We start from the raw sequence: 19,530 nt of genomic DNA on the forward strand, positions 1-19,530 counted from the left end.
GGGCGGACCCCGGCATGGATGAAGGCGTAGCCGCCTTCCCGGTGCATCAACATCAGGTCGCGCAGGAAATCCTGGTGCGCCTGGGGGATCCGGGCCGCCCAACCCTGGCGCGGCCCATCCGGATCGATTCCGTAGCTCTGCAGTGCCGCCCGGCCGCCAGCGAACAGCCAGTCGGTGCCCGCCGCACGCTCACCAGCCAACGCGTCGAGCATGGTGCTTTCATGGTTGCCCATCAGGTTGACCATCTCCGCCCCGGCAACCGGGCAGCCATCCAGCAGCCCGGCGATCACCCCCGCGCTGTCCGCGCCGCGGTCCACGTAATCGCCGATATGCAATAGCAGTGCGGACCCGATCGGCCGCCGCGCGAGATCCTCGGTGATAATCTCGTGCAGGTTCCAGAGTTGCCGGGCACAGCCGTGGATGTCACCAATAGCGTAGATACGTCGGCCCGGAGGCAAGCAGCCGGGTGCTGAGGCGAGTTCGATCATTGCGCATTGGCGTTACACCGCGATCGCAATGCGATCAACTCGCGGCCGTCGGATACTAAGGCTTTGAGACAAATTAACCGCGTCAGTTATCTGGTGAGAAGTGGTCGGCCAAATTCGGACAGGCCGTTAAGTGGAATTTCTGCCTGAGAGCGGCGAGGATGCCGCGGATCAGGAGCGAGTATGACAAAGCGAACACGACGGACCCACGCGCCGGGCTTCAAGGCCAAGGTGGCGCTGGCGGCGGTCAAAGGTGAGAACACGCTGGCCGAATTAGCGCAACAGTTTGATGTGCATCCGAACCAGATCACCGCCTGGAAAGGGCATCTGCTGGAAGCGGCCTCGGGCCTGTTCGGTTCGGGCGGTGGAACATCCGATCCAGCGCCTTCGATCGACGTTAAGACACTCCACGCCAAGATCGGAGAGCTGACGCTGGAGAACGATTTTTTGTCCGGTGCGCTCAGCAAGGCCGGCCTGCGGAGCGCAAAGCGATGATCGACCGGACGCACGACTTGCCGCTGGGGCGGCAGGCGGAGCTGCTGCGGTTGAGCCGCAGCAGCCTTTACTACGAACCCCAGCCGGTGCCTGAGAGCGAGCTTGCCATCATGCGGCGGATCGATGCGCTGCACCTGGACTACCCGTTCGCGGGCAGCCGAATGCTGCGCGATTTGCTGCGTGGGGAGGGGGTGGTCGTTGGCCGCGAGAGGGTACGGACGATGATGCGCCGGATGTGCATTGAGGCGATCTACCGCCGCCCGAACACGTCAAAATCGTGTCCAGGACACAAGATTTGCCCATATCTTCTGCGCGGCCTGACGGTTGACCGGCCCAACCAGGTCTGGTCGATGGACATCACCTACATTCCGATGTCGAAAGGCTTTGTCTATCTGGCGGCCGTGATGGACTGGTTTAGCCGGCGGGTTCTGGCGTGGCGGGTGTCGATCACCATGGAAGTTGATTTCTGCCTGGAGGCGGTCGAGGAAGCGCTGGCCAAGCATGGAAAACCGGGCATTTTCAACACCGATCAAGGCAGCCAGTTCACCAGCGCCGCGTTTGCTGGGCTGCTGCTGGACAACGGGATCGCCATCAGCATGGACGGCCGTGGCGCTTGGCGGGACAACGTGTTTGTCGAGCGGCTGTGGCGGTCGGTGAAGTACGAGGAAGTCTATCTGCGGGCCTATGAAACCGTCGCCGAAGCGCGGAACCTGATCGGACGGTATCTGGATTTCTTCAACCGCAAAAGGCCGCACTCGAGCCTTGACGCTCGGACGCCGGACCGCGCCTATTTCACCCAACTGCCGTGCCAAGCGGCAGCCGCATGAATTTCGCCGCTGCTGCGGGGTTGCCTCTCCGGTCGGGCGTCACCCTCCCTCTGAAACAACCCCGCAGCAGCACGTTACCCAACCAACCGGCAGGAGATCCACCTAACGGAGGCGAAACGCTGTAGCGACGAAGCCGACCAGCCCTGGTGTTCTTGGGTCGATGGTGTAATTCCACTCACCGTGGAAGTCATCGAGCTTGATGTTGAGCTTGGCCATTTCGGCATCGGAGACCTTGATGCCTTTGTCGTAGGCGTTTTTGTCGAGCCGACACTGGACGGTCAGGCCCTTCTCGGTCGTGGTGCTGGCAATCAGTTGGACGATGACCTGATGGGTCAGCAAGGGTTTGCCGCGCCAGTTTTGCGTGATGAAGGCGAACAGGCGATGCTCGATGCGGTTCCATTTGCTGGTGCCCGGCGGCAAATGCGCCACGGTGATGGACAACCCCGTCTGGTCGGCCAGTGTCTGTAACTCGGTTTTCCATAGCCGCACCCGTGCGCCGTTGCTGCCGCCGCAATCGGCAGTGATCAGTATCCGTTTGGCCTCCTGGTAGCGCGATTGTCCGAGTTCCCTCCACCAACGCCGGATGCTTTCCACCGCGAAGGTGGCGGTATCGCTGGTGATGCCGAGGTTGATCCAGCCGGCGTTGGCGGCGATGTCGTAGACACCGTAGGGCGCCACCTTGCCCCGTTCAGGAAGCATGAAATCGTGCACCCGGACGGGTTCGGGATCGCCCCTGGGACGCAGCTCACGACCGCCATTCTTGAAGTCCCCGACGAGTTCCCTCTTCTTCGTGTCGACCGAAATGGCCGGCTGTCCGGCGGCCTGGAACCCGTTGATCTGCGCATTGATATGTTCGAACTGGGCGTTCCGGTCCGGATGGCTGGTGCCCTCGCGGGTCTTGCGGTTCGCTTGCAGGCTGAAGCCCAGACCACGCAACAAGCGTCCGACCAGCTTTTGACTGGCGGTGAAGCCGCGCTGAGACAGCGCACCGACCAGATGACGCTGGCTCTTGCTCACCCACAGCAGGGCGGCTTCAGGGTCGCCACGGATCGCCGATTGCACAAGCTCGCTCAGCGCATCCAGCAATCCCGGTTCGGTCTCGACCTTCGGTTTGCGTCCGCCGCCAGGACGGCGAATGCGGCGCGACGATGCGCCTTCCTTGCTGCGCAATTCCGCCAGCCCACGGCCGATGGTGCTGCGCGCGACGCCCATCACCGCGGCAACCGCTGCAATGCCACCACGGCCAGCCGCATCAGCCTCGCTTGCCACGAACAGCCGACGCGCACGCTCGTTCAGGTGCGGTGCAAGGGCCTCAAAGCGCGATTTGATAGCCGGCGTGTCGATCACCCAGCTACGCTAGTACGGGCAGAAGGGCGATTCCTAGCCCCCGATTCGCTTGTTTCGCTTCAGGTCCTAAGACGCCTCGCCAGCTTGCCCGCGTCTTTCTAGCCTGGAAGCGTCGGAACGGGCTGACTTAGGTTTGCCTTCCCCCGTTGGTTTACCTGATGTCCTAGGTTGCGGTGGCGCGGTTAGTAGCCGCCGTGCAACGTCGCGCGCCCGGCGGTCGGCTTCGTCCTCGCTGATATCCTTGTTCATGTGCATCTCCCTACCACAAGACAACTATTAAGCTGCATCTTCGTTCGTGGGATGGCGCATGGATAAAGGTTTGAAACCTTTCGCCGAGGCAATCGGGGAGCTGTGCAATGAATGGGCTCACTTGGAGCAATGGGTCGGTCGGACCTTCCTTGCCGTTGGCGGTTGGGATTACCGCCTACCAAACGCTAGCCTAATGGTAAGCTGCATTGATATTCGCGATCAAATCAGAGCCGCTCGGATAGGTGCAATCAACAGATGCCCACCCGGAGCCTTCTTGGAATCCGTCATCGAATGTCTGGATTACGTTGACAATGATCTTCGCAACGCACGAAACCGATTTGTTCACGATATATGGGCTTCTGCGGAAGATGGCGTCGGCGCCATAAAAGCGAACCTAACGCCACGAGCGATAAAGACCCCAGGCAGCGGTCATCGGGAGGTGCAGCCTTGGCAAAACCAGTATGTGAGTGTCGAAGAGGTCCGTGAGATTACGTTCGACGTCATCAACGAGCGTCAGTATCTATCGGCCATTGTTGATTGTTTTCTGCACCCGGAACAACCCGAACTTCCAGCGCAGCTCTTAGAACGGCCTCTACGGCTTCATCTTCGCCGCCGGATGGAAAAACAAGATCAAGCGGGCACTTCCGGCTCAAAGCGAAAACGCCCGCCGAAATCATCTCCCGCGTAATTTGAAACTCAGCGCCGGCCTGTCTCTCCTTTCCTAACATGTGATTTCCCGCTTTAGAAAGTACATAATCAGGTAATTATTCCTACAATATGCCTATTGTCTTTGACTTCGGGCTTGTTTTCCAGGATTTCCCGGGGAAACGAACCATGCGGCGGGATGGGATGCGGCGGGGCGGCGGGACGGGCGATCAGGCCCAGGGGTCGACGATGACCTTGGCGTGCTGTTCCGGGTTGGCCAGTTCGGCGAAGGCGGTGCTGACGCCGTCGAGGCCGACCGAACCGGTGATCAGGGGGGTGACGTCGATCTTGCCTTCGGCGATGTGGTGCAGACTGTCGGCGAATTCCTGGGCGGTGTAGGCGAGCACGAACTGCAGGTTGAGCTGCTTGACGATGCCGAAGAACGGCTCGAACCGGTCGGTTTGCATGCAGACGCCGACGACGACGATGCGGGCGGCGGCGGGGGCGCCCTCGATCACCTGCTGGATCAAGCCGGGCACGCCGACGCATTCGAAGATCACCGCCGGGCGCTGCCTTGGCCCGATGCCGAACAGTTGGGCGTAGCGGCTGGGGTCGTGGCCGGGCGGGGTGGCGGCCTGTTGCCAGCTTTGGTAGGGCGAGGCCTCGGCCGGATCGACCACGATATCGGCGCCCATCTTCAGCGCCAGTTGGCGCCGCGCGGGGGAGAAGTCGGCGGCGATGATCGGGTGCAGGTCGCGGATCGCCAGTCCGGCGATCACCGCCAGGCCGACCGGGCCGCAGCCGACGACGAGGGGGACGTCCTCGGGCGTCAGGCGGGCCTGCTGGACCGCGTGCCAGCCGACCGCCATGGGTTCGGTCAACGCCGCGGCGGTGGCGGACAGGCCGTTGGGCACCGCCAGCAGCATGCGGTCGGCCAGCGGCAGGTATTGGGCGAAGCCGCCGGCGATGTCGTTGGAGTAGCCGATGCCGTGCACGGTCTCGCCGGCCAGGGTCATCGGCATCGAGCAGACCAGGGTGCCGGGGGCCAGGCGGGCGGGGGTGCGCGGGCCATAGTCGACCACCTCGCAACAGAATTCATGGCCGAACACCACGTCGCGGTCGGCGTCCATCGCCCAGCGGTTGCCGGCGCGGCGGGCCAGGTCGACGAACTGGTGGGTGTAGCTGGCGGCGTGCAGGTCGGAGCCGCAAATGCCGCAGGCGCGGGTGCGGACCAGCACCTGGCCCTGCTCGGGGGTGGGGTCGGGAAGGGTATCGACGACGATGGAGCCTTGGCGAAAGACCGCGGCGCGCATGGTGGGTTCCTCCTTGATTGTGGTGGGCTGTCGATTTCTGCCGGATTGGCGATTCTGGCGGCTGGCTGGCGATTCTGGCGGCTGGCTGGCGATTCTGGCGGCTGGCGATTGTGGCGGGGCTGGTGATTTTGGCGCGGCGGTTGATTTTGGCGCGGCGTGGTTCGTTTGTGGTGACTCCGGGTTAACGCAGGGTGATCTGGCAGAGCCTGGCTTCCAGGGCGTCTAGCACGGTGTCGGTGGCCAGTCGGGGCAGGCGGAGCGCCAGGCGGGAGCGTTTCGGGGCGATGCGGCGCGGCCGGGCGCGGTCGCCGCCGAGGTCGCGCACCAGCTCGTCCACGGTGGCCAGACCGTCGATCAGGCCGGCGGCGAGGGCCTGCTCGCCCAGCATGTAGCCGCCGTCGAACAGGGCGTCGTCGGCGGCCTTCAGGCGCGGGCCGCGGCGGGTCTTGACCCACTGCTTGAAGCGGACATGGAGCTTTTCCATCAGGTCCTTGGCGAAGGCGACGTCGTCGGGGTTCTCGGGGCTGAACGGGTCGAGCCGAGCCTTGTGGGTGCCGGCGGTGTAGAGCCGGCGCTGGATGCCGAGGCGGTCCAGCAGGTCGGGGAAGCCGAAGCCGCCGCCGACCACGCCGATCGAGCCGACGACGCTCATGGGGTTGGCGTGGATCTCGTCGGCGGCGCAGGCCAGCCAGTAGCCGCCCGACGCGCCGACCTCGCGGATCACCGCGTGGACGCGCACGCCGGCGCGGTCGGCGTGGGTGCGGATCATGCCGGCGATCAGGTCCGATTGCACCGGCGAGCCGCCGGGGCTTTCGATGTCGAGGATGACCGGACGGCGGCCGGTGGAGGCGAAGGCTTTCTCGATCAGCGGGCGCGCCGAATCGGCGTTCAGGTTGCCGGCCCGGGTGGCGATGATGCCGTGCAGCACGATCACGTTCAGTCGAGGGCGGCGCCAGGGCAGCAGGCTGGTGCCACTCATGCTTGACGGTTCGACGTTGGGGCGGCCCGCAGTTCGGCCAGGCCGTGCAGGGCGGTGCCGTCGGCGGCGAAATTGGATGGGTCGAGCCAGGCCAGCAGGGCGTCGCGGCGGGGCGGCCATTCTTCGCCGACGATGCTGAACCAGTCGGTGTCGCGCTGGCGGCCCTTGCTGATCATGTGCATGCGGTGGCGGCCCTCATGGGTGAAACCGAGGCGGGTGGCGGCGCGGCGGGACGCGGCGTTGAGCGCGTCGCACTTCCACACCAGGCGGCGATAGCCGAGGTCGTCGGCGGCCAGCTTCAGCAGCAGGAAGATCGCCTCGGTGGCGGCTCTGGTGCGCTGCATGCGCGGGGCGAACCAGATGCCGCCGAGCTCGATCGAGGCGTTGCGGGGCTGGATGTCCATCAGCGCCAGCCAGCCGGAGACGACGCCGGTGATGACCGGGCGGACCGCCCAGAGCATCGGGTCGTGGCTGGCGGCGGCGTCCATCACGTGGCGGCCCATTGCCTCGGCCGAGGCGAACGGGCCGGCGCCGAGGTAGGTCCAGCTTGCGTCGGCGCCCTGGGCGGCGTGCCACAGTTCGCTGACGTGGCGGCGGTGCAACGGCTCCAGCGTGGCGTGTTGGCCACGGATCGGGTTCCGCGCCGGCAGCGGCCGGGGGGTGGTGTCGACGGGCGGGCCGATCGGCAGTGGGTCGTTGTCGGCGGGTTTGGCATGGGCGGGGTGGGGATCGGCGGGGTGGGGATCGGCGGCCGGGGGTTCGGCGGCCCGGGGATGGGTGGTGGGGGAGTCGGTGGCCCGGGAATCGGCGCGTGGAGGATCGGCGGGCGGGGAATCCTCGGTGTGGGCCGCGATCCTTTGGAGCGCGATCTTGTCGGGCATGGCGGCATCCTTGGTTTCGTGGAATACGGTGGCCCCAGTGGCGGCCGACGACAAGCCGCCGCCGCGCCTTGGCCGGTTGCCAGGGTTGCCACCTACTGTTGGGGAATCACGAATGTTTCGTAGAGTACTTCTTGCCACCGCGCTGTCCGCGGTGATGGCTTCGGCTGCGTCGGCTTCGACGGTGACCTATACGGCGCGGTTGTCCGGGCGGGCCGAGGTGCCGAAGACCGACTCGAAGGGCAAGGGCAGGCTGAAAGCCGAATTCGATACGACGTCGAAGGTGCTGGATTACACGCTGACCTTCGAGGGGCTGAGCGGCCCGGCCACGGCGGCGCATATCCACGGTCCGGCGACGCGGGCGCAGAGCGCGGGGGTGGTGGTGCCGTTGGGCGAGAAGAACCCGGCCAGCCCGATCACCGGTTCGGCGACGTTGACCGACCAGCAGGTGAAGTATCTGCAGTCGTCGAAGCTGTATGTGAACGTGCATACCGCGGCCAACCCGGGCGGCGAGATCAGGGGCCAGATCATCGGGACACATGCTCGGCGCAAGGCCCACTCGGCGGCGAAGGAGAGCGGGACGGAAACGCCGTCGGCGACGGCGCCGGCCGAGTCCACGCCGCCTGCCGCGGCGCCGAAGTGAGGGGCTGACGTTGGACCGCCCCGGCTGGCGGGTCGGGGCGGTGGCTTGTCTGTGCCGGGGCGAAGCGCCGACGCAGCGCCCGAGTTTCGCCCGACTTTCCCGGGTGCGATCGGCTGCGGGCACGGGAGTCCGGTGCCGATCGGCGCAGTGGCGGAGGCCGGCCGCGATCGGACAGGAAACGCCGGGCCTGGAAAACCGCCGGCTTCAGAACGGCATCAGGATATCCATCATCTGCTCACCCCAGCGGGCGCGCTGCAGGTCGGTGAGTTGGCCCTTGCCGCCATAGGCGATGCGGGCTTCCGCCATGCGGTCGTGCTGCACCGTATTGTCGGAGGCGATGTCCTGCGGGCGGATCACGCCGGTGACCTTGAGTTGGCGCAGCTCGCTGTTGACCAGGAATTCCTGCGACGCGGCGACCACCAGGTTGCCGTTGGGCAGCACCTGGGTGATGATTCCGGCCAGTCGCAGGGTGACTGCCTCGGTGCGCTGAATCTGGCCGGTGCCGACGTTGCTGTTGCCGCTGCTGGCCGACAGCAGCTTCGATGGGTTGACCGCCGCCGGCACGATGGCTTCCAGGCCGAACAGGTTGGGCAGGCCGGCGGATTCGGAACTGGCGCGGGTCGCCGAGGTGACGTTCTTCAGGTTGGCGGCGTCGTTCATGTTGACCAGGACGGTGACGATGTCGCCGACCTGGGCGGCGCGCTGGTCCTTGAAGAAGGCGCGCGAACCGGAGCGCCAGAGTGCGTTGGCCTCATTGGGTGACGGCCGGGCGGTGGGCATCGGCATGGTCAGCGGGCGCCATTTGGGATCCTTGGTTGGGTCTTGGGTCGGCGTCATCGCCGGGTCGCGTCCGACGTCGGACAGCCGGCTGAGCGTGCCACAGGCGCTGAGCGATGCCGCCATCAGGCCCAGCAGAAGGATGCCGCGCGGGGTCCCAAAGGGGATCATTGGACGTCGACGCGCTGTTCGTAGCGCGGCGGCTGGCGGGGCAGCGCCGGCGGGGCATCGGGTGTCACGCGGACCTGGCCGGGCCCGATCACCTGGGCGAACAGGTAGGCGTGCGAGGTGATGTTCTGCACCCTGATGCGCTCGCCGTCGGCGCCGGCATCGAGGGCGATGGCCTGGCCGGTGACCGAGAGGCCGGCGGAGGCGAGCTGGATCAGGACGGTGGCGCCGCGTTGCACCAGCGGCGGGCGCACCAGGTCGGCCAGGCGCAGCGGCTGCCCGGCGGCGAGCGGACGGCGCAGTTGCATGCCGATGACCTGGTCGGGGGATCGCGCGACGTCATTGCCGAGCGAGGCATGGATGCGGCCGAGGTGGATGTCGTCGGGGCGCAGGACGGTGTCGGGCAGCAGCCGAGTCACTGCCACCGGGGCGTCGACGACGGCGTCGGCGCGGCCGCTGATCCTGCTGTCGATCGGGTCCATGCCGTCGGCGGTGACGGTCAGGGCGGCGGTGAAGCGGCCGCTGTTGGGGTCGTATTCCAGTTGCGAGACGGTGGCGCTGGTTTTCGCCTCGACCGGAACGATGGGGGGGATGAAGCCTGGTAGGTCGATGTCGATGTCGTCGGCGGTGCCGCTGGCGGTGATGGCGAGGCGGACGGCGTCGAGCGCTGCTTCCCGGCGCAGCGGGCGGCCGGGCCATTCCAGCACGGCGCGGTCGGCGCGCGAGACCGAGCGCCAGGCGACGTCGAACTGGCGGGCGATGGCGTTGAGTTGGGCGGCCTCGACGATGATGCGGCCGCCCGGCGCGGGGCCTGGTCCGAGCACCCGGTTGGCGTTGACGCCGGCGTCGTCGAACAGGTCGCGGACATAGACGTTGGGGCCGTGCAACGTGGTCATGTTGCGCAGCGCGGCGGCCTGGGCCTGGGCGCAGACCAGCAGGCCGAGGACGGCAACCAGGGCGCGCATGGGATCAGCGCAGGTTGGTCAGGGTGGACATCATCTCGTCGCTGGAGGTGATGACCTTGCTGTTCATTTCATAGGCGCGCTGGGCGGTGATCAGGTTGGTGATCTCGGTGACCACGTTGACGTTGGAGGTTTCGATGAAGCCTTGCTCGACCGAACCGAAGCCGGCGGTGCCGGGATTGCCGGTGACCGGGGCGCCGGAGGCGGCGGTCTGCATCAGCAGGTTGGCGCCCTGGGCGTCGAGGCCGGCCTCGTTGGGGAACGCGGCGAGCTGCAACTGGCCGATGGTCTGCGGCGCGGTCTGGCCCTGCAGGGTGACCTGGACCTGGCCCGAGGTGTTGATGGTGACGCCGGTGGCGGCCTGCGGGATCTGCAGGCCCGGTTGTATGGTGTAGCCGTCGGCGGTGACCATGGTGCCGTCGGCGGCGAGCGAGAAGGTGCCGTCGCGGGTGTAGGCGGTCTCACCGTCGGGCAGGGTGACCTGGAAATAGCCGTTGCCCTGGATCGCCATGTCCAGCGTGTTGGAGGTCTGCTGCAGGTTGCCCTGTTCGTTGATGCGGTAGATCGCCGCGGTCTTGACGCCGAGGCCGACCTGGGCGCCGGAGGGAACCACCGTGCCGCTGTCGGAGCTGTTGGCGCCGACCCGGCGCAGGTTCTGGTAGATCAGGTCCTGGAACTCGGCGCGCCGGCGCTTGAAGCCGGTGGTGGTCATGTTGGCCATGTTGTTGGAGATGACTTCGACGTTGGTCTGCTGGGCCTGCATGCCGGTGCCGGCGATATCAAGCGAGCGCATTTTGTGGTCTCCTGTGGCGTTTTGTCACGGTCTCGGGGCGGGTATCGGGTTAGGAACCGGCTCCGCTGGGCAGCAGCTTGTCGATGGTGTTCTGCTGGCGGTCGCCCTCGGCCTGCAGCAGTTGAGTAACGAACTGGAACTGGCGCACGTCGTCCATCATGCGCGTTACTTCCATCACTGGTTGGACGTTGGAGTCCTCGATCGCGCCTTGCACGATGGTGGGGGTGGCGACCGGGGCGGTGGGGGAGTCGGAGACGAAGTTGGTGCCGCCCTCGGCGCGCATCCTCATTTCGTCGGCGGGCTGGACGATGCCGATCTTGCCGAGCTGGCCGTTCTCGGTGGAGACCGAGCCGTCGCCGGCGATGCTGATCTGGGTGTCGGTGGGGGCGAACTGGATCGGCTTGCCGCTGGTGTCGAGCACGGGGTTGCCGCTGCTGTCGGCCAGGGTGCCGTTGGGCAGCAGGCCGAAGCGGCCGTCGCGGGTGAGCCGCGGGCCGGCCTTGGTGTTGACGGTGAAGTAGCCGGCGCCGGTGAGGGCCAGGTCGAGCGGGTTGGCGGTATGGGTCAGGGTGCCGGGCTGGGATTCGCGATAGGTGGCGCGGTCCTGGGCGTAGGTGATGCCTTTGCTGCCGGGGGTGCGGGCGGTTCCGGTCTGCGGGTCGATCCAGTCGCTGAACTGCACCCGTTCGGAGCGGAACCCCGGGGTGTTGGCGTTGGCGATATTGTTGGCGGTGACGTCCATCAGGCGCTGCTGGGCAACCAGGCGCGAGGCGGCGAGGGATGTGGTGATGTCCATGAGGCGTTGTCCGAGCGGTCCGGACGGGATCAGAGCAAGCGCCGTGCCAGGGGGGGGATGGGGCTGATATTGGCGGTGGACGGCGGGTTGGGCGGCGGCGGAGGGTGCGGGTGGGGCGGCAGAAACTGCCGGTTGGGCAAAGGTTGCCGCGCGATTTGGATGGCGGTTCGTATTCTTACGTCTTTTCTTTTTCGGGTTTGGATCAGCCGCCATGCCCACCCGCTCCGGCTAAGCGAACTCCGCTCACTCTGGCGCGAGATGCGCCGGTTTGTCAGAAAGCGATCATAAGAGAGCATTGACCGGGTCGGGAGTGGGCCGCCCGTCTTTGGGCGGCCCTTCGATCTGCCTGTGGTGTGCGGAATTCAAGAATTACGCAGCACAAACGGATACTAATCGATCTCTTGGCTTGCGCTTTCGTCGATTTCTTCCGCGCGACTTACATTGATCTTTCGAGCGAGTTTCACGCCGCTTACTGGGTCCGCTACCTGCTGCTGTGGGTGGCGGTCTTGTTCGTGATCTTCCAGACGCCGTTGATCCTCAGCAGATTGTGGAAGTCGAGCCATTCATCGGACCTGCCCTTGAAACTGAGGTGGACCGAGGCAGCATCGCCCACCTGCGTCACTGAGATGATTCGACTCTCGATGCTTTTCCTCGGCGGCGCAGCCCAGTTCTCGAAGCTCGCAGAGATCCGATTCTTATGAAGGGTGCCGTTGGCGTCGATGAAGAAGATCCAAGCATCCTCGTGAAACGCCTCCTTGAATTTGCTAATATCGTTATCATTAAATCCATCGATGTAAAGTTTGACAACGCGAACGATCTGGTCATAGTCATCTGTTCTTGCTGTCATGGTAACGACCTCCCTTCTTTCAGTCCGTTTCGGCTTACCAGCTTTCAGGGCACGTGGCCGTGCCGCCCCGGCCGAGACCATAGTGCGAAATGGCGCTTAATTGGAAGCGGCGTCACAACGGGGTGCGCCATTGGGCGCGGCGGCGCATAAGTCAAGAGTTCCGCCCGGAAAATCTTGATCGTGCAGTCAATGACTTGGCCGCTGCATAAGTCCGGAGCAAATGTCGGCCACCAAGCCGAACGCATCGAGCGCGCTCCCGGACACCGCAGCGAGTAGCGCCCGGTTTGCTGATCAAGAAGACGCGTTATCTCAACCAAACGGCTGGTGGGGGGCACCCGCCATCAGCCGCGCATCCGGTGCAGTCGTTTCCTCCAAGAGCACAACCTACGCGCGAGTGGCAAGGCGGCTTCCTATCCGACTTGAAACCGACGTAGCTTGCAATCCCAAACCCATCGTTTCGTGTTACGATCTTTCCAAAGTGCGTCGACGCCAGCGGATTCGATGGCTCGCCAAGACTCGGCGGACAGGTGGCATGGATGCGGAACGAATTTGAGGGCGGCCTTGAACATCGTGACCATGTCAGGCGGTAGAATCAGGCGGTGCGAGGTTCTGACAATGCCGGTGACGGTTTCCATCAACGTCAAGAAAGCGGCGCCGTTGGCATCATATCCGATATATCTTTCGACAGCTTCGGGGCTTGCTTGGAGCGGCGAAAAAAAGAAGCTGACTTCGTGCCTTTCCGGAGAGGGTTGAAAAGCGACGATTGGGATGATGCACTCTTCTCTCAGGTGCAAACCGATTGCAGCCCAGACGCCTTCCACACACTCGATCTCGAAATCCATAGGCGGTGAGAACCATATATGGAACGAGAGGACGCCCGTCTCAACCGAGAATATCTTGCTGTCTATTTGTTTCGGCACCAGTGTGGGATGAGGAAGTCCGATCTCTATTTTCTCCTCACCATCCGGCGATATTATGTAGTTTCTTTCCATCCGTATTTTGACGTCCTGGTTATCGGATTTCGTCATATCATTGTTTCCACGTTATGGTGTTAAGGGTGCTGGTAGGCGAGAAGGAAATACAGCACCGCAAAACCGATTACGCTAGCGGCAAAGAGTTTAGCGATGGAGGCCGAGTTGGCTGAGCTACAGTCCACCCCCGCACGGTAAAGCGGTTTATGGCGCGCTGCTGACCAACGGTTGTTGGAGCAACCAGTTATAAGCCTGTGTGCGTCGAGCATTTGAGACGTCAAAGGTATCGACACTCGCAAGCAGTTCCAGCGCGAACGCGAACTCGACAGCCTGATTCATATGGGCGATCTCGTCTTTAAATTCCGTCTCGGCCCAGACCTCGATATGCCGATTATCGAGATGAACCGGGCTAACGGCGGGCGGGCCACCCTGGCTAAATACCGCTAGAAAGTCGTTTGCTGCGCCCCAGTGACGGAACAAATGTTCGGCGTCTATCAGCAACAAAGCATCGGGCAGGGCTTCGACAGTTCCCCAAACACCGTGAGCGAAGACATGGCGTCGTTTCGCCAATTTTTCGATGATACGCAGCACCTTCAGAAACAGCGAGAGATGCGGGTCCTGTAGCTCCGCGCCCGCAATTCGGCGTAGTATCTTCAATCGCTTTGGGAGCCGCCAGTCGGCGATATAATCCTCCATCTCAGCGGAATTTATACCGCGCGACATAGCCGCGACCGATCGGCCGAGTGCGTGCTCAGCGTAAGACCAGGTTGAAATGGTTTCCGCTAGGAGCGCCGCGAGCTTGGGACGCTGACTCAAGAGTCTCGGCAGGAAAATGGGGGTCTCATTCGGCGCTAGGTCCGACAGGCGAGCCGGCATCGATTTTTCCTTTATGGGATATGGCTTTGTTGCGTGGTCCAAAATTCTTAAATTTCGCACAGAGCACAAGCCTGCGCGACCGCGTGAGCGTCCGCGAAGCTAACTGAGTTGCCGCGTTGAACCGGTTGACTTGAACATTTCGGTGACGAGCTCGACGAAGCTGCGCAGCTTGGGCGATGGACGCCGATCCGGCAGGGTCAGCAGGTGAAGCGGCAGCGACAGGCCGGCGTGGTCCGCCAAGACGCGGATCAGCCGCCCCGAGGCGATGTCGTCGGCAATCACGATCCCGGGCTGCAGGATGATGCCCAGATGCTGCAGCGCCGCGGCGCTGCAGCGCCTGCCCATTGTTGGCGCGCAGGGTTCCGCTGACCTGGACAGCGACCTCGCCCCGCGGCCCGTTGAAGCGCCACAGGCGGGGCTCGCCGGCATGGGTGAAGTCGAGGCAGTTATGGCTTTGCAAATCGGCTGGCGTGCTTGGGTGGCCGTGCGCCCGGAGGTAGGCCGGCGAGGCGCAGGGGATCAGGCTCAAGGGCGGCAAGGCCCGGGCGATCAATCCTGAATCCGGCAGCGCGCCGACCCGGATCGCAACATCGAATTCGTCGGCGAGGAGATCGAGGCGAAGGTCCTGCAGAACGAGCTCCACCTGGACTTCGGCATGGCGTCGCAGGTAGGCGGCGATGATGTTGGGCACGATCGTCGTGCCGAGCGACATCGGCGCGGTCACGCGTAGCAGGCCACGCGGCATGACCTGCGCCAGGTCAGCCGCTCTTTCGGCGTCCTCGACTTCCAGCAGGATGCGCCGGCACTTCTCGTAGTAATCTCGGCCGAACTCGGTGACGCTGTGCTGGCGCGTGGTGCGGTTGAGCAGCAATGCGCCGAGCCGACCCTCAAGGAAGCGCACGTGGTTGCCGACCATGCTGGGGGAAAGGCCCCGACCGGCGGCGGCGGCGAAGCTGCCTCGCTCGACAGTCCGAACGAAGCTTTCCATGGCGATCAGACGGTCCATTCAATCATCCCATTCACGACAGCCGCCAGGAATCTGCTATTTAAAGCATCCGGGTGTCGAACCTAGTTGGTCCCAGCGAGAAGGAGATCGACATGGCTGAAGTGAGAGACACTCTTGTCGTTGGTGCGGCCGGCCGCTTCGCGGGCCTGGTGGTGCCGGCGCTGGTCGAGCGAGGCGTGCATCCGCTGGGCCTCGTCCGCACGGTGGAGCAGGCGGAGAAGGCGCGTGGCAACGGTGCGCGGGACATTGTCATCAGCGACCTGCGGGATCAATCGAGCCTTGAGGACGCGCTGAAGGGCGTGGAACGGGTGTTCTATATTTCGCCGGTATTCCAGGAGGACGAGGCCGAGATGGGCGTCGGTTTCGTCGCGGCGGCGAAGCGGGCCAGGGTGCGCCGGATCGTATTTTCCACGATCATCCATCCGTCGCTCGATCTCAGGAACCACGCCTCGAAGCGGCCGATCGAGGACGCCGTATTCAAGTCGGGGCTGGCCTACACCCGGCTGGCCGGCCGTGGTCGAGAGCGGCGCGCTGGTCGAGCCGTTTTCCTCGACTTCCCCGATCGCACGGGTGGATTATCGCGACATCGCCGAGGTGGCGGCGATCGCGCTAACCGAGGACCGCTTGCTGGACGGCGCATTCGAGCTGAGTGCCGACGGCGGCAAGAACCGCGAGGAATTGGCTGCGATCGCCACCCAGGTGTCAGGACACCCGATCAAGGCGGTGGCCGCCGATTTCGAGGAATGGTTCGCGAAGGCCGGCCTGCCGTACGACGACAAGCAGAAGCAGCAGCTCGCCGCGATGTATGCGCACTACGACCAGCACGGGCTGCGGAGCAACCCGCTGACCTTGCGTATGCTGCTCGGCCGGGAGCCCCGCTCGGTGGAAGGCTTCTTCTCCGACCTGGTGGCCGGGGAGCCGACTGTGATTATATGAGCAGCGAGCATCGCGCGGTGAAGGGCGATACGTCGCTTTTGTTTGCGTATCCGGTTCACGCAGCCGAATCGCGGACGCTCCGCGTCTCGCGATTCGGCTGCGATCGGATACTAGGCAAATCCGGCAGGTGTCTCGGCACCGTCGGCGCCGGTCGATCAGCCTCCGGGGACAAGGCGGTACGGTTTCCAGCGAGTTCTTTGTTTTCTGTGGCCTGCTGATCCCAGGAAGTTCGCCGCAAAGCTGGGGCAGGACATTAGCTGGTTAGCTGCCGGGTTTGTGCGCCTCGAAGATGATCGCCTGCATGGGAACGGGTGCCGGCTCACCGCCGAACTCCTGACGCATCGCCTGGGCTACGGCTTGCTGCACCTCGGTCGGGCTGATGCCGCCGCGCTGACGGATCTGACCGAGCAGCGGGCTGCCTGACACGAAGCCGCGCGCCAGGGAGGAAAAGTCGGTCACGGTGTGGCGGCGTGGCATCACCGAAACCTCGATCCTGGCAAATCCGGCGCCTTGCAAGGACTGCTTTATCGGGTCGATCGAGCCATAGGAAAACGGCGTGGCCGGGAAATCCGGCGGATCGGCGGGGAACAGGCTGGTGGAGACCCGGTGCAGGATGCGGCCAAGCGGATTATGCGGCAGCCCATCCCACACGCTGAACAGGTAGCGGCCGCCGGCGGTCAGCACGCGATGTGCCTGAGCGTAGCCGGCATCCTTGTCGGGGTAGAACATTACGCCGAACTGGCAGACCAGGGTGTCGAACGACCGGTCGGGAAACGGCAGCGCGGTGGCATCGGCTTGCTGCCAGACCACTTTCTCGTCGGCACGGAGCTTGGTCCGGGCGACTGACAGCATGTCGGGGTTGAGGTCGGTCGCGGTCAACCGCGCGTCCGCGGCAAGCGCATCCCGCAGCGCGCGGGTGACGATACCGCTGCCGGCCGCCGTCTCCAGCACCTGCGACGCCGCACCGCCCGACGCCGTTCGGCGGGCGATGTCGGCCGCGTAGTCGGCAACAGGATCGGCCCGAGCCCGTTGTCGTAGTTGCGCGGAATGTCGCCGCTGAAGTCAGCCAGATGTCCGGTCACGAATTGCCCCGCTCGTGTGCGCGATGTGGCGATTGTTTGAGCGATATTGGAATACAATTTGGCAAAAGTCAAATATCCATGTCGTTTACTCCCCGGCAATACTTTCGTGCCCGCATGCGGCTTGGCCAAGCCGGCAATGCAGTTGCGGCGCAGTTGCGGCCCTACAAAACCTGACGATATGACCTTTAGTCGCGCTTGGGAGATCGCACCGCATGGATTGGCCGGCCTTGCTGCCGTTGTTCCTGACTGCCGGGGTGGAATGGGTTGAGGCGTTCACCATCGTCCTGGCGGTCAGCCTGACCATTGGCTGGGGCGCCTCGCTGGCGGCGGCCGGGGCGGGGCTTGGGACGCTGGCGGTGCTGACCGCGTTGACCGGGGGGGCGTTCAGCGTGGGGTTGAACCTGCACGTCGTCCAGTTCGTCATCGGCGTGTTCCTGCTGCTGTTCGGGGTGCGCTGGCTGGCCAAGGCGATCGCGCGCCAGGCCGGGCTGAAACCGCTGCACGACGAGGATGCCGAATTCCGCGACGCCCAGGCCGAGATCAGCCAGGGCGACTGGTTCGCCGCCTGGCTGATCGCCTACAAGGGCACATTGCTGGAGGGGCTGGAGGTCTGGCTGCTGGTGGTTGCGTTCAGCCTGCACAGCGGCGCGTGGGTGTCGAACGCGGGCGCGGCGCTCGCGGCGCTGGTGGTGGTTTTCGTAGCCGGGCTGTCGATCCGAGCGCCGTTGCGGCGGGTGCCGGAGAATGCGATCAAGTTCGTGGTTGGGGCAATGATCGTTTCGTTCGGCACGTTCTGGACGCTGCAGGCGCTGGCGGGCGAGGTGTGGCCGCTGGGGGATTGGACGCTGCTGGTGCTGGAGGTGTTCTTCCTGGCCGGCGGGCAGGCGCTGGTGCCGCTGGTGCGCGCTCGGCCGCGTCGGGTGGCGGCGTGAGGGCGTTCGTCAAGACGCTGTTCGGAGACAGCCGGAACCTTGCCGGGGTCGGCCTGATCGTGGCGGTGGCGGCGGTGTTGACCGGGCTTGGTCTGGCGAATTGGGCGGTGTTCGCGATGCCGGTTGCCGCGCTGGCGGTGGTGGGTTGGCTGGCGGATCATTGAGCGGCTGAACGGCCCTGGGTGATCGCCCCCGACTTGCCGCCCGGGACTGGCCACCTGGATTTGCCCCCCGGGACCTGACGCCCCTTACCTGATGCCGGGGACCTGGCACTGGGGACCTGGCACTGGGGACCTGGCGCTGGGGACCTGGCGCTGGTGACCTGGCACTGGGGACCTGGCACTGGGGACCTGGCACTGGGGACCACCTGACACTGGGGACCTGAAGCTGGACGCCGCGGACTTGCTGCTGGTCGGGCATTGGGCCGACGAGAGCCGCGCCTGAAGACGGGAGTGTCTGGAAGCTACCGCATCTGGTCGGCCAGCAGGGCGTAGGACCGCTGTCGCGCCTGCGGGTCGTGCAGGGTGGTGAGGATGACAATTTCCTCGACGTCGTGCTGCTGGGCCAGGGCGCGCAGTTTGGCGCCGACGGTGTCTGGCGTGCCGTAGAAGGCTCGGGCGCGGAGGCGTTCGACGCGGGCGGCCTCGGCGTCGGAGTAGGTGTGGGTGGCGGCCTGTTCGGGGGATGCCAGGGCGGTGAACAGGCCGCGGTCGCGGTTCAGCCGCCAGATCTCACGCGAGCGGAACAGGTAGTCGGCTTCCTGCTGGGTTTCGGCGGCCATCGCCCAGACGCACAGTGCGGCGTGCGGGGATGGGTGGCGCGCGCTGGGGCGGTAGCCTTGGCGGTAGATCGCCAGCGCCTGTTCGATGCCGTGGCCGTCGGTGATGAAGTGGGCGAAGCAGAACGGCAGGCCGAAATAGGCCGCGACCTGGGCGCCGTAGTCGGAACTGCCGAGCACCCAGACCTCGGGCGTGGTGGGGCCCTGGGGTTGGGCGCGGACTTCGCGGAACGGGTGGCCCTCGATCAGCTTGTGGCCTGACAGCCAGGCCAGCAGGTCGCGCATGGCGGCGGGGAATTGGTCGGCAGCGGTGTCGGCCCTTGGGTTCAGCGCGTAGGCGGTGAGGCCGTCCGATCCCGGCGCTCGTCCGACGCCCAAGTCGATGCGTCCGGGGGCGATGGCGTCGAGGACGCGGAATTGTTCGGCGACCTTCAGGGCGGAGTAGTGCGGCAGCATGACGCCGGCGGAGCCGACGCGGATGTGGCGGGTGGTGGCGGCGATGGCGGCGATGAGGATTTCCGGCGCGGTGCCGGCCTGGCTGTCGGAGTTGTGGTGTTCGGCGCACCAGTAGCGGTGGTAGCCCAGCGCCTCGCAGTGCTGGGCCAGGGCGATGCTCTCGCGGATCGAGGCGTCGGCGGAGCGGTCGGCGACGATGGTCGATTGATCGAGTACTGAAAGTCTTGGCATGGCTTGCTCCGCCGTTTTGGTTAGGCGCATGAGGGCGATTCACGCTTTTGGGGATGCC

General features: G+C 65.0%; 21 protein-coding genes and 1 pseudogene. 7 read left to right on the plus strand and 15 right to left on the minus strand.

The genetic code is table 11. The features are described from left to right. A partial coding sequence (locus tag ACQY4T_RS00280; RefSeq protein ID WP_428530671.1) for a metallophosphoesterase occupies positions 1-488 on the minus strand: 488 nt, incomplete at its 3' end. Between the two features lie 180 nt (positions 489-668). On the opposite strand from ACQY4T_RS00280, the gene ACQY4T_RS00285 reads away from it, so the two are divergent. Continuing rightward, a protein-coding gene (locus ACQY4T_RS00285; protein ID WP_428530674.1) for an IS3 family transposase occupies positions 669-1,807 on the plus strand; the annotation gives its coding sequence in 2 pieces (ribosomal slippage) (positions 669-936 and positions 936-1,807; 1,140 coding nt in all). Positions 1,808-1,909: 102 nt separating this feature from the next. Here the strand turns inward: ACQY4T_RS00285 and ACQY4T_RS00290 are convergent. Then, entirely contained in the window at positions 1,910-3,154 is a 1,245-nt protein-coding gene (locus ACQY4T_RS00290; protein ID WP_428530677.1) for an ISAzo13 family transposase, read from the minus strand. Between the two features lie 307 nt (positions 3,155-3,461). Between ACQY4T_RS00290 and ACQY4T_RS00295 the strand changes: the two genes are divergently transcribed. Continuing rightward, positions 3,462-4,091, plus strand: coding sequence for a hypothetical protein (locus ACQY4T_RS00295; protein WP_428530680.1), 630 nt, complete (start codon positions 3,462-3,464; stop codon positions 4,089-4,091). A 187-nt stretch (positions 4,092-4,278) separates the two neighbouring features. Here the strand turns inward: ACQY4T_RS00295 and ACQY4T_RS00300 are convergent, their stop codons facing one another. The 3 genes from ACQY4T_RS00300 to ACQY4T_RS00310 all read right to left on the minus strand — a co-directional run bounded on the left by ACQY4T_RS00300 (position 4,279) and on the right by ACQY4T_RS00310 (position 7,221). After that, the gene (locus tag ACQY4T_RS00300) at positions 4,279-5,361 is read right to left on the minus strand and encodes a zinc-binding dehydrogenase (protein WP_428530683.1); all 1,083 of its coding nucleotides are present in this window, start codon (positions 5,359-5,361) and stop codon (positions 4,279-4,281) included. Between the two features lie 181 nt (positions 5,362-5,542). After that, complete coding sequence (locus tag ACQY4T_RS00305) at positions 5,543-6,340, minus strand: S49 family peptidase (RefSeq protein ID WP_428530686.1); 798 nt, start codon at positions 6,338-6,340, stop codon at positions 5,543-5,545. Further along, complete coding sequence (locus tag ACQY4T_RS00310) at positions 6,337-7,221, minus strand: GNAT family N-acetyltransferase (protein ID WP_428530689.1); 885 nt, start codon at positions 7,219-7,221, stop codon at positions 6,337-6,339. The genes ACQY4T_RS00305 and ACQY4T_RS00310 overlap by 4 nt, the downstream gene beginning before the upstream one ends. A 112-nt stretch (positions 7,222-7,333) precedes the next feature. On the opposite strand from ACQY4T_RS00310, the gene ACQY4T_RS00315 reads away from it, so the two are divergent. Further along, positions 7,334-7,861, plus strand: coding sequence for a CHRD domain-containing protein (locus ACQY4T_RS00315; protein WP_428530692.1), 528 nt, complete (start codon positions 7,334-7,336; stop codon positions 7,859-7,861). Between the two features lie 204 nt (positions 7,862-8,065). On the opposite strand, the gene flgH is transcribed toward ACQY4T_RS00315, so the two are convergent. The 8 genes from flgH to ACQY4T_RS00355 form a co-directional block, all read right to left on the minus strand. Continuing rightward, complete coding sequence (flgH, locus tag ACQY4T_RS00320; RefSeq protein WP_428530695.1) at positions 8,066-8,809, minus strand: flagellar basal body L-ring protein FlgH; 744 nt, start codon at positions 8,807-8,809, stop codon at positions 8,066-8,068. Further along, the gene (gene flgA, locus ACQY4T_RS00325; RefSeq protein WP_428530698.1) at positions 8,806-9,771 is read right to left on the minus strand and encodes a flagellar basal body P-ring formation chaperone FlgA; all 966 of its coding nucleotides are present in this window, start codon (positions 9,769-9,771) and stop codon (positions 8,806-8,808) included. The genes flgH and flgA overlap by 4 nt, the downstream gene beginning before the upstream one ends. 4 nt (positions 9,772-9,775) lie before the next feature. Then, positions 9,776-10,561, minus strand: coding sequence for a flagellar basal-body rod protein FlgG (flgG, locus tag ACQY4T_RS00330; protein WP_428530701.1), 786 nt, complete (start codon positions 10,559-10,561; stop codon positions 9,776-9,778). Positions 10,562-10,610: 49 nt separating this feature from the next. Continuing rightward, on the minus strand, positions 10,611-11,357 hold the full coding sequence (locus ACQY4T_RS00335; RefSeq protein WP_428530704.1) for a flagellar hook-basal body complex protein: 747 nt from the start codon (positions 11,355-11,357) through the stop codon (positions 10,611-10,613). A 481-nt stretch (positions 11,358-11,838) separates the two neighbouring features. After that, complete coding sequence (locus ACQY4T_RS00340) at positions 11,839-12,204, minus strand: nuclear transport factor 2 family protein (protein ID WP_428530707.1); 366 nt, start codon at positions 12,202-12,204, stop codon at positions 11,839-11,841. 410 nt (positions 12,205-12,614) lie between these two features. Beyond that, positions 12,615-13,232 carry a hypothetical protein gene (locus ACQY4T_RS00345; protein WP_428530710.1) on the minus strand — a complete coding sequence of 206 codons (618 nt, stop codon included), beginning with the start codon at positions 13,230-13,232 and terminating at the stop codon, positions 12,615-12,617. Between the two features lie 147 nt (positions 13,233-13,379). Then, positions 13,380-14,051, minus strand: a complete 672-nt coding sequence (locus ACQY4T_RS00350; protein WP_428530713.1) for a hypothetical protein — start codon at positions 14,049-14,051, stop codon at positions 13,380-13,382. Beyond that, complete coding sequence (locus ACQY4T_RS00355) at positions 14,017-15,057, minus strand: LysR family transcriptional regulator (RefSeq protein WP_428530716.1); 1,041 nt, start codon at positions 15,055-15,057, stop codon at positions 14,017-14,019. Before ACQY4T_RS00355 ends, ACQY4T_RS00350 begins: the two co-directional genes overlap by 35 nt. Positions 15,058-15,149: 92 nt before the next feature. On the opposite strand from ACQY4T_RS00355, the pseudogene ACQY4T_RS00360 reads away from it, so the two are divergent. Together ACQY4T_RS00360 and ACQY4T_RS00365 are read left to right on the plus strand one after the other, a co-directional pair. Beyond that, a pseudogene (locus ACQY4T_RS00360) lies at positions 15,150-15,497 on the plus strand (NmrA family NAD(P)-binding protein); the annotation flags it as partial. A 73-nt stretch (positions 15,498-15,570) separates the two neighbouring features. After that, positions 15,571-15,993 (plus strand): hypothetical protein, encoded by a 423-nt coding sequence (locus tag ACQY4T_RS00365; RefSeq protein WP_428530776.1) that lies wholly within the window; start codon positions 15,571-15,573, stop codon positions 15,991-15,993. A 261-nt stretch (positions 15,994-16,254) separates the two neighbouring features. Here the strand turns inward: ACQY4T_RS00365 and ACQY4T_RS00370 are convergent, their stop codons facing one another. Then, positions 16,255-16,983, minus strand: coding sequence for a class I SAM-dependent methyltransferase (locus ACQY4T_RS00370; protein ID WP_428530773.1), 729 nt, complete (start codon positions 16,981-16,983; stop codon positions 16,255-16,257). A 304-nt stretch (positions 16,984-17,287) separates the two neighbouring features. On the opposite strand from ACQY4T_RS00370, the gene ACQY4T_RS00375 reads away from it, so the two are divergent. Both ACQY4T_RS00375 and ACQY4T_RS00380 read left to right on the plus strand, forming a co-directional pair. Beyond that, on the plus strand, positions 17,288-18,007 hold the full coding sequence (locus ACQY4T_RS00375; RefSeq protein WP_428530719.1) for a hypothetical protein: 720 nt from the start codon (positions 17,288-17,290) through the stop codon (positions 18,005-18,007). Beyond that, the gene (locus ACQY4T_RS00380; protein WP_428530722.1) at positions 18,004-18,171 is read left to right on the plus strand and encodes a hypothetical protein; all 168 of its coding nucleotides are present in this window, start codon (positions 18,004-18,006) and stop codon (positions 18,169-18,171) included. The genes ACQY4T_RS00375 and ACQY4T_RS00380 overlap by 4 nt, the downstream gene beginning before the upstream one ends. A gap of 299 nt (positions 18,172-18,470) precedes the next feature. On the opposite strand, the gene ACQY4T_RS00385 is transcribed toward ACQY4T_RS00380, so the two are convergent. Then, entirely contained in the window at positions 18,471-19,472 is a 1,002-nt protein-coding gene (locus tag ACQY4T_RS00385; RefSeq protein WP_428530725.1) for an LLM class flavin-dependent oxidoreductase, read from the minus strand. Positions 19,473-19,530: the final 58 nt, after the last annotated feature.

The organism is Rhodopila sp., from assembly GCF_965277825.1.
In the GTDB taxonomy this organism is placed as follows: domain Bacteria; phylum Pseudomonadota; class Alphaproteobacteria; order Acetobacterales; family Acetobacteraceae; genus Rhodopila.